Genomic DNA, 15,138 nt, shown 5'->3' on the forward strand with positions numbered 1-15,138 from the left:
CGCCGTTGCATCGGATCCATAAGCTCTCTCCGTGAAGGACATTGTCACAACGGATGTCTCCTGAACCTCCCGGCGTCATGCGGCTATCATACTTTTGGATAGGGCAGACGGCTGGCTGAAGGGCTTCGACGGGAAACGATCGTGCCGGACGGAGTGCCCCGCTTTTCGCGCGATGACGTGTGGCCGATGGCAATCCGGATATCCGGACCACACGAACCGGGGAGATCGTCGTTAACCGACGGCATCTGGTGAGCCACCGTCCGTATCCGTGGTGCGCACGCTAACCGGGACCAGTGCTCGCAACCGTCACGAGGTGGCATCGAAGCGGCGGTGGCTCTGGTTCTAGCCGGGCCGCTGCCCGATCCGAGGTCAGGCCTTCCGCTGCTGAATATCTGGCTTGATGCAATGCTGGATCATGAGGCATTGCCAACGGATTGATGAAGGCACCGATCAGGCGACAGCGACCGCATCAACCCACTTGTCCAGCGCCTTGCGAGGCGGAATTCTTGACCATCGGTGCGCGGCGTTTTCCATTGGCGCCCCCCTGCTGAACCGCGTTACCGCCTTCGATGTGCCAGCCAATGAATGCGCGGGCTGCAATGTCCTTGCCATGCGACAGGTTTCACATCTTCTTTTGCTCCATGCCCACCAATAAAGCGCGGGCGCACAAGGAACGCGTGGCGTTTGTGTAACGCGTCGACGTCATCGCCCATGACGTGCGGCAGCCAACGTTGAAACCGCTTTCCGACCCATTTCCCGGCAAGGGAGGCAGACCTGCGGCGTCGTCCGGTGTTCGCTGGGCGGCAAGGGTGATACGGTCAAAGCATTGGCGCTTCCGGGTGAAGTCCATGCGTATTTGCCGGGAGACGGTGTCGCGGGGCGCCTATGTTGCAATAGATGACCGAACGCGGGGAAGCGGGATTGATGATTGAAGAGCCTGGTATTCATTGTATCCGAAGCAGGTCATTTGTCGGTCGTCTCGCATTTTTCTTTCTCGCGGCTTTCATCGTCGTTTCATTTCAGTGCGGTATTGCCGTATCCGCGCAAGCAGCACCTGCAACATCTGCCACGCCTTCTGCCCCATTGTCCCGTCAGGAAGCCCAGCAGCTTCTCGACGTGCTCAACGATCCCAAGCAGCGCGATGCCTTCGTCCATACGCTGACCCTGATGACGCGGGGCTTGCCCGCCACAACCACCACACCCTCGGCCGCGACGCAGAAGATCGAGCCTGTCCTGGATCTCGGGCTGACGAGCCTGCGCCATCAGGCGGTGGTTTATGCCCAGAACTTTCTCGGCATATTCGCCAATCTGGCTATCGTCCTGCGCTGGGCGCGCGTGCAGATCGCCGACCCGACCGCGCGCCACATGATTTTCGAGGCATTTACGGGCGCCTTCGCGATCATCCTTGTCGCGCTCATTGTCGAATACGGTCTGGTGTTCGCCCTGCGTGGGCCGCTCGTGCGCCTGACCCAGCGCGCGCAGGCCCGCGAGATCCGGCGGGAACGCAAGACCGACGCGACAGTGAATGCGGCCTCTGGCGGCGATGATTCCCGCCAGATCCGCGCGGACGATCAGCGCCGACAGGTCGAGACGCTACGGTTTCTGGCCCGCATTCCCTATGCGTTCGGCCATTTCCTGCTCAAGATCCTGCCGGTTGCCGCGTTTCTGGGCATCGTCTGTGCGGCGACATGGCTGATTTCGTGGAGCGCGCGCGGCACCACGGTCACGTTGATCCTTGCTGAGTCCTACGCCGTTGCGCGCATGCTCTATCTCTTCGTCGAGACCGGTCTTGCGCCGCGATCCCCGACCATTCGCCTGATACCCGCAGGCAACGCCACGGCGCATCTGGTCACACGGTGGTGGAACGTGCTGGTCGCGGCCCCGGCCGTCGTGGTCTGCCTGTCGATGCTGGGCGAGGTCTTCGAACTCTCTCCGCGAGGCACGGAAGCGATGATCCGCGCCATCGTGCTGGCCGAGCACATCATGATCGCGGCCTTCATCTGGCGTATCCGGCATATCGTGGCGAGCGCGCTCCAGCCGTCCTCGGCCGGTGCGCACTCGATCTGGAATTTCATCGGCACGGCAGCGCGGCTGTGGTGGATCCCCGCGATCTTTCTCGACATTTCGCTCTGGTTCGTGTGGGCAGCGCAGCTCCGGGGCGGCTACATGTGGATCTGGCGCACGACGGGCATCACGATCGGCATTCTGGTCGTCTCGCGTGTTCTGGCCGTCCTGCTGTATGGATGGCAGGACCATTTCTTCCGCGTCAATCCGGCCCTGGCGGCCCGGATGCCGGAGCTTCAGCAGCGTGCCGATCGCTATTATCCCTTCGCGCGCGCGGCGCTGACGGGAAGCCTCATCTTCCTGACGATCGTCGCGATCACGGAGGCCTGGGGCCTGCATACGGTCGAGTTCTTCCTGCGCAATACGTTCGGCAGCCGTCTCCTCGGCGCTGCGATTACCATGATCGTGGCCGTCACGGTCGCGGTGGCGGTCTGGGAGATCGTCAATGTATTGCTCAATCGGCAGTTGAACCGCTTTGAAAGCTCGAACCAGGCAACGCGCGCCACGCGTCTTCGCACGGTGATGCCGATCATGCGCACGGTCCTGCTTGCAGTGATCGTCATCATCGTCACCGTGACGACGCTTTCGCAGATCGGTATCAATGTGACGCCGGTGCTGACAGGCGCCGGGATCCTGGGGGCGGCCATCGCCTTCGGCTCGCAAAGTCTGGTCAAGGACTTCATCACCGGCTTCTTCATGCTGGTGGAAGACGCCATTCAGGTTGGCGACTGGGTGACGACGGGCGGTGTCTCGGGCACGGTCGAGAACCTGTCGATCCGCACGGTGAAGGTGCGCGATATCGATGGGGACCTGCACATCATCCCGTTTTCGTCCGTGTCCTCGATCGCCAACACGGCGCGCGGCTACAACCAGATCGTCGTGCGCCAGCAGGTCGATCTCTCCGAGAACCTGCCGCGGGTCGTGGCGATCATGGCGGGTGTGGTCAAGGAAATGCGCGAAGACCCGATCTTCGAGCCCATGATCTATTCCGACTTCAACGACCTTGGCGTCGATCAGAGCGACAGCGGCGGAGCCACGCTTCTCGGCGCCATTCGCACGGCCCCCATGATGAAATGGAAGGTCAAGCGCGAGTTCTATCGCCGGGTCGCCAATCGTTTCGCGGCCGCCAGCGTCAAGTTCTATACGCCGACATCGTATTATACGACGCCGCCCGGCGTTCCGATGCACGTCCTGGGCGAACAGCCCGGCGCCCCCGCAGACGCACATCCGAAGGCGCCCGATCAGGACCCTGGAGAAGCGTCAGCGGCGCCCGCCGGCTGATCCATGGCCCCGCGCGCAGGAGACTATCCCTGCGCGCGGGGCGTTCACACCTCGATCACGACGAAACATGTCGTCGTTCCCTGCGATGATCCAGAGATGGAGCAGGGGGAGCGAGCGATGAAAGCCGCAGCGATCACAGCGATACTTGTCGGTCTGGCGTGCATGCCGGGATTTGCAGGGACATTGTCCACGCCGGGTTCCGGCACGGTCACGCTCGATCGCTACGCACTGGAGGATGGCGAGACGCTGCGTCCCGTCCATCTGCATTATCTCACGCTCGGTACACCGGTGCGCGACCCGCAGGGACACATCACGAATGCCGTGCTGGTCCAGCATGGCACGATCGGAACCGCCCGCGAACCGCTGTCGCCGCCCGATCTTTCCAACCTCTATGCGCCCGGCAAACCGCTCGATGCGCGCCGTTTCTACATCATCAGTCCTGACGGGCTCGGGGCAGGGGATTCGTCCAGACCGTCCGAGGGTGCCTGTGATTCGTTCCCGCGCTATGGCTATCTCGATCAGCTCGCACTCGATCGGATCATGCTCGCCAGGCTGGGTGTCACGCATGAGCGGCTCGTCATCGGAACATCGATGGGCGGCATGCAGGTCTGGCAATGGGCCGAACGTTATCCGACCGACAGCGATGCCCTGATCGCGGTGTCATCGACGCCCGCAGCGGTCAGCGGGCGCAACATGCTCTGGCGGCAGATGATCATGGAGGCGATCACCCATGATCCCGACTGGCACGACGGCCATCCGGATTCAGCGCGACCGCCGCATCTGTGGACCTACACGGCATCGCCGCTTTTCGCGCTGATGACCGGCGATGTGCAGAGGCTTGAGGCGGCCATCCCGGACCGCAAGGCGGCAGGCCCGTTCGAGGACGCGATGGTGGCGAAACAGGCCCGGAACCTGAATGCCTGCGACATCCTGCGTCAGTTCCAGAGTTCGGACGACTACGATCCGGCCCCGGATCTCGGGCGGATCACGGCGCCGTTCCTGTCCATCAATATTGCCGACGACATGCTCAACCCGCCCGAACTCCTGCACCTGCCTTCACAGCCGAACGTGCATGAATTCATGATCCGCGACGCATCGAAGCTTTACGGTCACATGACGATGATGCATCCGGAAATGTGGGCGCCGGCAATGGAGCAGTTCCTCCAGACCGTGCCGGACTGGCCCGCCCGTTAAGCGTCGTGCCCGTTGAACGTCACGCCCGATGAGTGTCACACCTCGGGGCGCGCGCCTTTCAGAAGGACGTCCGCCACGCGCCGGGCGCCGGTTGCCCAGCTGGCACCTGTGGACATTGTGCAGACGCCGGCGATCGCGCGCAGAAGATCCATCGGGTCGAGGTCGGGCCTTATATCGCCCGACTGGATCGCGCGATGGGCCAGGCCGGCGACGGCTTCCTGGATCGATGTCGCCGAGCGTGCATAGAGCGCGCACGGGTCTCCGACGAGCGTGCCGAGTGCAGGCGCTATGATCTGCTTCGCTTCCATATAGTCGATGAACAGATACAGCCAGGCCCGCAGCGCCTCCAACGGCGCATGCGCGGCCGGCAGGGTGCCTGCCGCATCGGCGAGCCGACCGAGTTCCGTTCGATAGACCGCCTCGATCAGGGCATCGCGATTGGGGAAATGCCGGTACAATGTGCCGATGCCGACGCCAGCCCGGCGGGCGACCTCATCCATCCGGATGTCGATATTGCCTTCCGTGAAGGCCGCCTTGGCGGTCTCGATCAGGACGGCGCGGTTGCGTTGTCCGTCACTGCGCGGACGACGGCGCGCCGGCTTGTCCTCCAAAACGACAGCTCCCCTCTTGTTAAACGGAAACTCTCTCCGCATATATCAAAGCGGAGCATGTTTCCTCTTATTTCGCGCATTGTCGGCCGACGGTGCGCACCCTGATCCATTGCCCGGAAAGAAGCCATCATGTCCAACTCCTTTGGCGCACAATCGACCACCGAGGATGTCCTGAGCGGCGTGTCCCTGAAAGGCAAACGCGCGCTCGTCACGGGTGTCTCTGCGGGGCTCGGTATTGAGACCGCACGCGCACTGGCAGCCCATGGCGCCCAAGTCGTGGGCGCCGCGCGTGATCTTCGCAAGGCGGAGGCGGCGACCGCGCAGGTGCGTGCGGATGCCGCCGCAGGCGGTGGCTCCTTCGAACTGGTCGAACTTGATCTTGCCAATCTCGCCAGCGTGCGCGCCTGCGCCGATACCCTGAATGCTCGTGGGGCGCCGTTCGATCTCGTCATCGCCAATGCCGGCGTCATGGCGACACCGTTCGGACACACGGCGGACGGTTTCGAGACCCAGTTCGGGACGAATCACCTGGGTCATTTCGTGCTGGTCAACCGAATCGCGCCGCTGATGCGCGATGGCGCGCGGTTGGTGAGCCTCGCCTCGTCGGGACATCGGTTCGCGGACGTCGATCTCGACGATCCGAACTTCGAACACACCGAGTATACGCCGTTTGTGGCCTATGGCCGGTCGAAGACGGCCAACATCCTGTTCGCGGTCGCCTTCGATGCGCGCCATCGCGCACGTGGCGTCCGGGCGACGGCGGTCCATCCCGGCGGCATCATGACGGAACTCGCCCGTCATATGGAGCCTGGCCAGATCGAGGCCATGGTGGCCGACATCAATCGCACGGCAGCGGAAAAAGGCCAGCCGCCCTTCCAGTTCAAGTCGATCCCACAGGGGGCCGCGACGTCCGTCTGGGCAGGTGTCGTAGCGGAGGCAGATGCCGTGGGCGCGCATTACTGCGAGGATTGTCAGGTCAGCCCGACAGTGTCGAACGACCAGCCGCTCGGCCTCATGAACCAGGGCGTGCGCGCCTATGCACTTGATCCGGCGCGGGCGGACGCGCTCTGGGCGCTGAGCGAGCGCATGGTCGGCGAGACGTTCTGATCGCGCGTCGACCCGGGTGGCGGCTTGCTGCTCGGATCGGTTGCAAAGTGGCCGCTATGCGTCCCGATGCGTCAGGCGCGCGCCCAGTGTCAGGCCGATCGCCATTGCCGCATAGACGATTGCGATATCCCGCACGCGGAAGACAAGCTCCCATCCGGGAGTGAAGCGCTTGGGCGTTGCGATGTAGTCGGCTGGAACGGCGATCACGGTCACGGTCGCGGCCGTGGCTGCGGCGCGCGCCCACGAAACGCGGCCGCCTCCCAGAGCGGCTTCGACGAAACCGGCCCAGAAAATGCAGGCGGCATGATTGGTGCCGAAGCCGACGCCCGTCTGGCGCAGTTCGAGAGCCTCGTTCTCGGCCGTCTTCGGACCGTCGAGCCAGTGTGCGGTACAATTCAGCGACCGCCAGACCGGAATGCCGCGCATGCGCGCGAGTCCGAGCAAGGCGGCACTCGTCAGGATGCCGGATACGGTGCCCGAGATCAGGCTGCGGGTCAGAAGCGAACGGGGCACGAAATGTCTCCGGGAAGCATCACGCAGGAAAAGCGCGAAAGAGCAGGGGCGGCGCTGCGGTCCGAACCGTCACGCCTGTTCCGTCAACGCGTCGATCGGCATTTGGATCGAAGACCCGATGTGCCCGTTTCGGATGCCTTGCGTGCCTTCGGGTTTCTGAACGAGGGGCATGCGACCGTGATCACCATCGCCATGATCGTCGCTCTGACCTCTGCCGCCCTGTCGTACGGCGCAAGCCGGTCGAAATCTCTACTTGCAAGCAGACCCTCCGAAAGCCCGGTCCCGGGCGTGTCGGTCGGGGGGGGGGGATGCCGGACGACGTATTGGCTCCGAGGGGCTCCCGAGGCCGGATCAGGGGGCGGTCACGCATGCGGCCGTGTGGTCCGGATGAAAAACGGTGCGCCGGAAACGTTGCCGAGACGCGACGTTTGCGCGAGGCTTGTGCGTGGCATGACAGGGTGCCGCCGATCGCGTATAGCACGCGCGCCGCTTCTCTTGGCCTCGGGGCATGTCTCCGGGGCTCGAGCGAGGCCAGTCAGGCACAACGTGAGTGATCCAGTTCGATGACCAGACCGTCCCGACCGAATGCAGCACTGCGGCTCTACCGATCGCTGATGCCCAAGGACGAGAGGTTCATCGAATATTTCTGCGCCCATGCGAAACTGATCGTCGCAGCGGCGACCGAATTCTCCAGGCTGATGTCGAACGACGGCCAGGGACAGCGGCATATCGCCGAAATCAACCGTCTCGAAAACGAGGCGGATGCCATCACCCGGCAGACGGTTCTGGACATCCATCGCACGTTCATCACGCCGTTCGACCGGTCCCAGATCCTGGATCTCATCACGGCGCTCGATGATACGATCGATCTGATGAAGGACACCTGCCGCCGGATGACCCTCTACGGGGTTGCGTTCACGCCGGAGATGCGCGCGATGGCGGAGTGTTCGGAGCGGGCATCGTCCCTGATTTCGGATGCAATGCCGCTCCTGCGGACGATCGATCGCAACGCCGAGGCGCTGGGAAAGATGTCGGTGGCTGTGCGGGCATGCGAAAGTGAAGCCGATGACATGCTCGACCGGGGCCTGCGAGCGTTGTTCGCGTCCGACCTTCCCGCAGGCGACAAGCTCATCGTCGAGAAGGTCTATGATCTGGTCGAAGCTGTGGTGGACCGCTGCGAGGATATCGTCGACGTGATCGACAGCCTGCTGATCGCATCGGCCCTCGGCGGCGCGATCTTCTGGAACATCCTGACATGGCGTCTGGGGATACCCTCGAGCTCCAGCCACGCACTGGTGGGCGGCCTGATCGGAGCGGGGATCGCCAAGGCCGGGTTCTCGGCCGTGATCTGGGGTGGCTTTGCGACCGTCGCATCCGCGATCGTCCTGTCTCCCCTGGCGGGCGTGATCGCGGCCATGGCGCTCGTGCTGGTCGTGTCCTGGCTTTGCGTCCGGACCCTGCCGTTCACGGCGGACCGACGGTTTCGCAAGCTTCAGTTTGTCTCGTCGGCGCTGCTCAGTCTGGCGCATGGCGGCAATGACGCCCAGAAGACGATGGGGATCATCACCGTCCTGCTCTATGCGCGGGGCATGATGTCCGGCCCGTTTCATGTGCCGCTCTGGGTCGTATTGAGCTGCCAGACCGCCATGGCGCTGGGCACGCTGTGCGGCGGCTGGAAGATCGTCCGCACCATGGGCACCAGCATCACGCATCTGACGCCGATGCAGGGTTTCGGTGCCGAGACGGGCGCTGCGGCGGCTCTGTTCACAGCGACCTGGGCCGGCATTCCCGTATCCACCACGCATACGATCACCGGCGCCATCGTGGGCGTGGGTGCCGCGCGCCGCATTTCGGCCGTGCGCTGGGGTGTGGCGCGCCGGATCGTGATCGCGTGGTGCGTAACATTGCCGGCAGCGGCAACGGTCGGGGCAGGGTGCTACTGGATCACCCGCCTGATCTTCGGCTGACGGTCGCCATCGACGGCGCGCGCGCCAGACGATCGGTGCCGTCAACGACGCGACGTGGGCACGCGTTTAGAGGGTCCTGACCGGCCACATGCCGCTGACGCTGCGCCTTGGCTGTCGATAATCCGGCCAACAGCCGCCACCGGGCAATCGACACGCGGGGGTTATCAGGCGGAAGGCCGGTCGCGCACGTCCGCCGCGTCTTTCACGCGGGATTTCTGAAAGATAGCTCTCTCTCTCTCTCTCTCTCCTGAAAGAGGGCAGGCAGTTCGCTCAGAGGACTGCATGGACTTTCAGGCCGATTGCATCGATGGCTGGCTTGTTGCGCTGAAGGTTGGGGCGCATGATCCGCTGGTAATCCGGCTGGATCGTCAGCCCCGGCAGGACGTGGATGCTGTATGTCGCTTCCAGCACGCTCAGATGGCTCTGCGGATAGGTGGCGTTTGCCGGCAGCTTGATGCCGCGCGCGTAGTCCAGCCATTGTGTGCTGACGAGTTCAGAGCTCGCCGTCACCCGTGAAACCTCGATGCCGAACGTATCGAGAGGGCGCGCGCGCCAGAATCCCCGGTCCACGACACCGAAATAATATTGATAGAGATAGGGGCTGCTTTCCGGCGTGTTCCGCACGATGCCGGTCATGACGTAGAGTCCGTTCAGAGGCCCATGACCGTTGCGGATCAGCATCTGGTCGCCCTCGACCCAGAGCTGCGTCTTGCCGTTGTCCATCCGCGCCGCCTTCTTTGTCAGAGCGAGCGGAGCATTGTCGATATCGTAATAGTTGTCGGCATAGTTCGATGAATCGTAGGCAATGCCGATCTTGTAATGACCGACAAGCTGGTTATGGCCGAATGTAGGAATGACGCCAATTTCCACCGGGACATAAACGCCCGTGTAGAGGTTCGTATTGAAATTGAACCCGGTGCGATCGTACTTGTTCGTGTTCAGGTCCGGATTGACCCCGTAGAGACCGGCTTGCGCATAGATTCCATGCGTCGGCCAGTAGCGGACACGGGTGCCATACGTCGACCCCGGATAGGTCCCGAAGCCCGCCGCGCCGCGCGTGAGCGATTTGGGATTTCCGCACATCGACTTGTTCATGAACGTGCAGAAGAGCGGAGACGCCGAAAAGTCGATGTTGACCGGCATCTTGCCGACGGCGATCTGGAGCTTGTCGTGAAAGAGGTTCTGCGTGCCATACACGTATACGAGGTGGACGGCGGTGTTGCCGCCGCCGCCATAGATCTCCTCGAACCCGTTGAGCGATTTGTCGCCGAAATCGGCGGCCATGTTGTGGCCTGCACGATTGACGATAACCGCATGGGTCACGAAACCCCGCCAGCCGATCAGCTTGTCCCAGTCGAGATCAAGCTCGACGCCGATCTGGTGGGCATAGCCGGTATCACCCGGGTTGCCCGCATCGAGCGCCATGGCACTTTCGCTGGTGTAGTCAACGACAATGCCCACGCCTTTGTCGTTCAGGCTCTTGATGAGGTCGCCCCACGACTTGAACATGTGCTCGACGCGGGGTGTGAACGGCGTGTTCTCATACGAAGTCGGCGTATCGAGCGCGAATGACGGCGCCGTCTGGGCGATCGGGCCCCGGTACTGTGCGTGCGCTTCGTGAGAGAGCAGGGTGGCCAGAGCGGGCGCGAGCCACGCGCGCCGGGCAAACTTCGACAACGGGCAATGAAATGGTGCGCGCATATTGGTCCGGAAAAGGCTGGGTCCAGCGTTCGGTCCGCAGATGCGCGCGGCAGGTCGCGCGCACCGGGAAGCAGATCCGCTAGGAAGCTTGAGGATATTCGTTGCAGAGGAAATAACGACGCGCTTCGTCCTCGTCGATCTCGGGAAAGCGTGCTGAAGGTTCCAGGAAACAATTGTCTGCATGGTCGTCACAGAGCGACGATACTTCGCCGCTGACCGTAAGCCCTGTTCCATCCTCCCCCCAGAACTGGTGAATCGTGCGCGGCGGGATGCAGACACTTTGGCCGGGCTTGAGTCGAATGATGTCACCCGGATTCAGACGCCGCGCAATGCCATCTACCCTGATTGTGAACGGCTCGTCGGAGCGGTCGTTGTCCGCGCCGGCTTTCTGGAGCTGCACCAGAATGTTGCCGCCGGCGCGATCGATGATGTCTTCCATTTTGGTGCGGTGGAAATGCGCGGGCGAGCGCTGTCCCTCGGGATCGAGAATCAGTTTCTCGGCATATGATTTCTCGTAACCGCGATGCCGCATGGAACCGTTGCGCAGTGTGAACAGCGTGCGGCCGATCTTCGTGAAGTCGCCCTGGCCGAAGTCGGTTACATCCCATCCGAGCATGCAGTCGCGGATTTCGTCCGCCTCGTGGCCTTTGGTCCGCCAGTCGTCGGCGGTCCAGAACGCGAACTCGGGCAGGCCGATTCCATGTTCGCGGAACGTGGCCATGGCGAGTTCGATGCTGGCATTGATCTGTGAGCGTTTGAGCAACATGGCTCTCTCCTGTTGAGATAAGGGGTCAGGACAGCGAGACGGGATGCGCCGGCGGAAGGGCGCGCGTCTTGTGGCGATGTCCCGAGGGGCGGCCATCGAACAGCGCCATGAGAACGGCGGCCGCGAAAATGAACAAAGACATCGCGGCGAAGCTCGCGCCCAGCGAATGGGTCCGGGCCTGGATGTAGCCGATGATCCACGAGCCCAGGAAACCGCCGAGCGCGCCGGCGCTGTTGATGATTCCCATTGCGACGCCGGCTGTCTCGCGCGGCAGGATGTCGGCGGGAATGGCGAAGAAGGGGCCAAGAGGGGCCTGCATGCAGGCGCAGCCGATCACCATGCAGGCATAGGCGACGGCAAAACTCTGGCCCGCGACCAGAAAGCTGATCAGGAAGAACAGGGCGGACGCCAGCAGGAGCGGCCAGACGATGTGCTTGCGGATGTGAAAGCGGTCGGAAATGATCGAGACCGCGATCATCAGCACGATCGAGCCGGCGTAGGGACCGGCTGCCAGAAGCCCGGTATGACCCATGCTCTGCGCGCCGCCGTGGTGAATGATGTCCGGCAGCCACATGATGAAGCCGTATGCCGTAACACTCCACAGCAGGAGCTGCAGGCTCAGGCTCATGACGCGCCGGTCGGCAAGGGTGGCCCAGATTCCGGTGCTGGCCGGAGCGATGTCACGCTGCTCGCGGTTCAGCAGCGCATCGAGTTCGGCCCGGTCCTCATCTGACAGCCAACGCGCCTGCTTCGGGCCATCGGACATCGTGGCGAGCCAGACGAACGCCCAGAGCACAGACGGCAGGCCCTCGATGATGAACACGTCCCGCCAGCCGAACTGCGCAATGAGGTAGCCGGTAATGACCGACATCCACAGCACCGTCGCCGGGTTGCCGAGAATGAGATAGGTGTTGGCTCGTGATCGTTCGTCCTTCGAGAACCAGTGCGTCAGCAGGATCAGCATCGCCGGGACGATCAGGCTTTCCATGCTGCCGAGAAGGAAGCGGTCAGCCGCCAGCAGCCAGAAGCTGTTGATCACGCCGGTGAGGGATGCGAGCACGCCCCAGCCCAGGATGCAGCCGAAGATCATTTTCGTCGGGCTGTGGCGCCGCGCATAGGAGGCAGCCGGCACCTGGAAGGCGAAGTAGCCAAGAAAGAACAGTGATGAAAGCAGAGCCGCGCGATTGGGCGATATGCCCAGGCTTTCATTCAGCCCCGCGGCCGCACCAAACCCGTAATTCGTCCGATCGAGATAGGCGAGGCTGTAGGTTATGAAAACGATCGGCATGATGCGAAGCCAGCGGCTTGGCCCGCGTCGTGACGGTGAAATGAGCTGACTGGACATCGGACCGAGGGTCCTTCTCTCAAATGGCGGCCCGTTTCAGGCTCGCCGTATTACCTGTGCGTAATGCGATGTCCGTCCGCCGGGGCACGATGTCCAATAGTGATGCATGATCCTGTTCATCATGCCGTGTGATCACCGACGCGTGATCCATATGGATCACTTACGCCGTTAGAATGAGACAAACGATCTGCCTGTGTGAGATATTTTTATGAGAGGCTGAAAAACATATATGGATATCAAACACTTGAAGTCATTCTGTGTTTTGGGGGAGACTCTGCATTTCGGTCGGGCAGCGGCGCGTCTGAACATCGTTCAGCCTGCCCTGAGCGGCCATATCAAGCAGCTTGAGCAGCATGTTGGCGTCCAGCTTGTGGAACGCTCGCGACATCACGTTCGTCTTACCGCTGCCGGCTGTGACTTTTTGAAAAACTCCCGCGAAATTCTCAACAGTCTGGATCGCAGCGTTGAGAGTGCACGAAACGTGGGGACGGGCTTCGTCGGAACACTGCGGATCGGTGCGGTTTCGTCGGCAATCAACCTGTTTCTGGCACGGGCCATTCGTCTGTTCGAAGATAGCTGGCCCGATGTGGAGATCTGCCTGACGGCCATCGACTCATGCAAACAGATCGAGGGCATCGCCGAAGGCCGCTTTGATCTCGGATTTGTCCGGATGCCGATCAGCCAGGACGGAATAACGATCAGGACGATCGCTCAAGAAGCGTTCGACGTGTGCCTGCCACATGGCCATCCGCTGGCCAGCCGCACGCATCTGACACCGAGAGCCCTGCGCGGCCAGACAATTCTCATGTTGGCCCGGGAAAACGCACCTGGTTTTCACGATGCGCTCTCGGCCGCCTGCCATCAAAATGGACTGATGCCTGGCCGCATCAAATATTTCCGGGAGTTCACCAGTGCCGTGCAGATGGCCTCTGTCGGGCTCGGAGCCGCAATCGTGCCCGCCTGCGCCATGTCCTCCGGCAGCGACGGCATCTGCCGCCTTCCGCTTGATCTTGGTTCTTATCAGTCCGACATCGGTGCCGCCTGGGCTGAGCCGGCATCACCGCTGCTCCATAATTTTCTCGCAAGTATCACGGCTGTTTCCGTGGCAACGGCGCGTGGTGCCGTTATCGCGCGAACGGAGCTGTCCGCAGCGGAGGTCATGGCCGAGACGCCGTAGCGTCAGAAGGAAATGTCGCCGCTTCGATGAAGCGCGCGAATGCGATCGGCGGTACGCAGGGCGATGGCCGTGATCGTCAGGGACGGATTGACGCCGCCCGTGGTCGGAAACACCGAGCCGTCGCATATCCAGAGATTGGGAATATCCCAGCTCCGGCAGTCAGCGTTGACGACGGAACTGTCGCGGTTAAAACCCATCCGGGCAGTGCCGGCCAGATGATTGGTGTCATTTTCCTGACGCCAGACATCGCGCGCACCGATCAACTCCAGGCTGCGCTGCATCTCACCCAATGCATGCTGGATCATCGTGCGATCGTTATCCTGCCACGAGTAGGTGATGCGTGAGATCGGCAGGCCGTATTGATCTTTTTCGTCTGCAAGCGTCACACGGTTGTCGAGGCTCGGCAGCATCTCGCCAACCATCTTCAGGCCGACCTGATGGTTGTAATCCGCCATTTTCTCGCGCAGCCCGGCACCCCAGAGCTTGCGCGAGGACGACATGGCAGCCGACCACTCGAGGGGAAGCGGCCCCTGCGCCATCCAGCAATATCCGCCGAAAAAGTCTTTCCGGTCTTCGTAATTCCAGTGCTCGGTGATCGTGAGCGACGGAGGCCCCTTGTTCCAGCGTACCGCCTCGTCCATCACGCCATAGACCGCCTGATTGGACTGCACCATCAGGTTGCGTCCAACCAGGCCGGAGCTGTTGGACAGGCCGTCGCGAAAACGGTCCGTTGCGGAGTTGAGCAACAGGCGCGGCGTTTCGATTGCATAGCCTGCGACAATTACATGCTTCGCACGCTGGAAATGCCACTGGCCTTCGCGATGATAGTGCACGCCGCGTGCCGTTCCGGCGTCGTCGACCTCGATCCGTCCGACCATGGCAAGGTCGCGAATTTCGGCGCCCGCTTTCAAAGCGCGTGGAATATAGGTGACAAGCTGGCTTTGCTTGGCATTCGTAGAGCATCCACCCCGACAGAAACCGCGATTGACGCAGGACGGGAAATCGCCGCGTGGCGCGGAAACCGTCGCAAGCGGCGTCTCGGTCCATTTGTAACCCATGGCTTCCGCGCCGCGCGCCAGCAGGGCCGCCGCGCCATTGATTTCATGGGCGCGATAGGGATAGCGCGGCCGCGACGGACCCCACGGATAGGAAACCGGACCCGCAATGGCGAGATCCTGCTCGGCCTGCGCGTAGTAGGTCCACATCTCGCGCCAGTCGAGCGGCCAGACTGCGCCATATCCCAGCAGGGACCGCGATCGAAACCATTCGGGGCGAAATCGCAGCGAGACCATGGCGTAGTGCACCGTCGATCCGCCGACGGCCTTGCCGCTGTTGTTGCTGCCCATCTTCAGCGGATTGTCTCCATCGACTAGAGCGGCTCCACTGAACGCTGATTCTGTGGCGTGACAGGA

Annotated in this window: 11 protein-coding genes; 5 read left to right on the plus strand and 6 right to left on the minus strand. The window is 62.4% G+C overall.

The genetic code is table 11. The features are described from left to right. Positions 1 to 924: 924 nt before the first annotated feature. Positions 925 to 3,345 (plus strand): mechanosensitive ion channel family protein, encoded by a 2,421-nt coding sequence (locus tag B8446_RS06920; protein ID WP_084712153.1) that lies wholly within the window; start codon positions 925 to 927, stop codon positions 3,343 to 3,345. 117 nt (positions 3,346 to 3,462) lie between these two features. Continuing rightward, positions 3,463 to 4,539, plus strand: a complete 1,077-nt coding sequence (locus B8446_RS06925) for an alpha/beta fold hydrolase (protein ID WP_158507534.1) — start codon at positions 3,463 to 3,465, stop codon at positions 4,537 to 4,539. Positions 4,540 to 4,574: 35 nt separating this feature from the next. Here B8446_RS06925 and B8446_RS06930 read toward each other — a convergent pair whose 3' ends face one another. Continuing rightward, a complete protein-coding gene (locus B8446_RS06930; protein ID WP_241767676.1) occupies positions 4,575 to 5,150 on the minus strand; it encodes a TetR/AcrR family transcriptional regulator in 576 nt (191 codons plus the stop codon). 129 nt (positions 5,151 to 5,279) lie between these two features. On the opposite strand from B8446_RS06930, the gene B8446_RS06935 reads away from it, so the two are divergent. Next, on the plus strand, positions 5,280 to 6,257 hold the full coding sequence (locus B8446_RS06935) for an SDR family NAD(P)-dependent oxidoreductase (protein ID WP_048848620.1): 978 nt from the start codon (positions 5,280 to 5,282) through the stop codon (positions 6,255 to 6,257). Positions 6,258 to 6,311: 54 nt separating this feature from the next. Here the strand turns inward: B8446_RS06935 and B8446_RS06940 are convergent, their stop codons facing one another. Next, positions 6,312 to 6,770, minus strand: a complete 459-nt coding sequence (locus B8446_RS06940; RefSeq protein ID WP_048848621.1) for a hypothetical protein — start codon at positions 6,768 to 6,770, stop codon at positions 6,312 to 6,314. Positions 6,771 to 7,333: 563 nt separating this feature from the next. Between B8446_RS06940 and B8446_RS16705 the strand changes: the two genes are divergently transcribed. Continuing rightward, positions 7,334 to 8,737, plus strand: a complete 1,404-nt coding sequence (locus tag B8446_RS16705; RefSeq protein ID WP_306301104.1) for a DUF47 family protein — start codon at positions 7,334 to 7,336, stop codon at positions 8,735 to 8,737. Between the two features lie 270 nt (positions 8,738 to 9,007). Here B8446_RS16705 and B8446_RS06950 read toward each other — a convergent pair whose 3' ends face one another. The 3 genes from B8446_RS06950 to B8446_RS06960 form a co-directional block, all read right to left on the minus strand. Continuing rightward, positions 9,008 to 10,438 (minus strand): carbohydrate porin, encoded by a 1,431-nt coding sequence (locus B8446_RS06950; RefSeq protein ID WP_241767677.1) that lies wholly within the window; start codon positions 10,436 to 10,438, stop codon positions 9,008 to 9,010. Between the two features lie 79 nt (positions 10,439 to 10,517). Beyond that, positions 10,518 to 11,300, minus strand: a complete 783-nt coding sequence (locus B8446_RS06955) for a D-lyxose/D-mannose family sugar isomerase (protein ID WP_084712149.1) — start codon at positions 11,298 to 11,300, stop codon at positions 10,518 to 10,520. Further along, on the minus strand, positions 11,230 to 12,492 hold the full coding sequence (locus B8446_RS06960) for an MFS transporter (RefSeq protein WP_199484062.1): 1,263 nt from the start codon (positions 12,490 to 12,492) through the stop codon (positions 11,230 to 11,232). The genes B8446_RS06955 and B8446_RS06960 overlap by 71 nt, the downstream gene beginning before the upstream one ends. A gap of 301 nt (positions 12,493 to 12,793) precedes the next feature. Here B8446_RS06960 and B8446_RS06965 point away from each other — a divergent pair, with 301 nt between their 5' ends. Continuing rightward, on the plus strand, positions 12,794 to 13,726 hold the full coding sequence (locus B8446_RS06965) for a LysR family transcriptional regulator (RefSeq protein WP_158507535.1): 933 nt from the start codon (positions 12,794 to 12,796) through the stop codon (positions 13,724 to 13,726). Between the two features lie 2 nt (positions 13,727 to 13,728). On the opposite strand, the gene B8446_RS06970 is transcribed toward B8446_RS06965, so the two are convergent. Next, positions 13,729 to 15,138, minus strand: a 1,410-nt coding sequence (locus B8446_RS06970; RefSeq protein WP_048848640.1) for a GMC family oxidoreductase, incomplete at its 5' end; no start/stop codon positions are given.

This window comes from Tanticharoenia sakaeratensis NBRC 103193, from assembly GCF_000963885.1.
GTDB lineage: Bacteria > Pseudomonadota > Alphaproteobacteria > Acetobacterales > Acetobacteraceae > Tanticharoenia > Tanticharoenia sakaeratensis.

What these genes read in the sequence shown, in the direction of transcription:
- B8446_RS06920 (WP_084712153.1), top strand. Translation starts at nt 925, where the DNA reads ATGATTGAAGAGCCTGGTATTCATTGTATCCGAAGCAGGTCATTTGTC.
- B8446_RS06955 (WP_084712149.1), bottom strand. Translation starts at nt 11,300, where the DNA reads ATGGCCGCCCCTCGGGACATCGCCACAAGACGCGCGCCCTTCCGCCGG.
- B8446_RS06925 (WP_158507534.1), top strand. Translation starts at nt 3,463, where the DNA reads ATGAAAGCCGCAGCGATCACAGCGATACTTGTCGGTCTGGCGTGCATG.
- B8446_RS06960 (WP_199484062.1), bottom strand. Translation starts at nt 12,492, where the DNA reads ATGCCGATCGTTTTCATAACCTACAGCCTCGCCTATCTCGATCGGACG.
- B8446_RS06950 (WP_241767677.1), bottom strand. Translation starts at nt 10,438, where the DNA reads ATGCGCGCACCATTTCATTGCCCGTTGTCGAAGTTTGCCCGGCGCGCG.
- B8446_RS06935 (WP_048848620.1), top strand. Translation starts at nt 5,280, where the DNA reads ATGTCCAACTCCTTTGGCGCACAATCGACCACCGAGGATGTCCTGAGC.
- B8446_RS16705 (WP_306301104.1), top strand. Translation starts at nt 7,334, where the DNA reads ATGACCAGACCGTCCCGACCGAATGCAGCACTGCGGCTCTACCGATCG.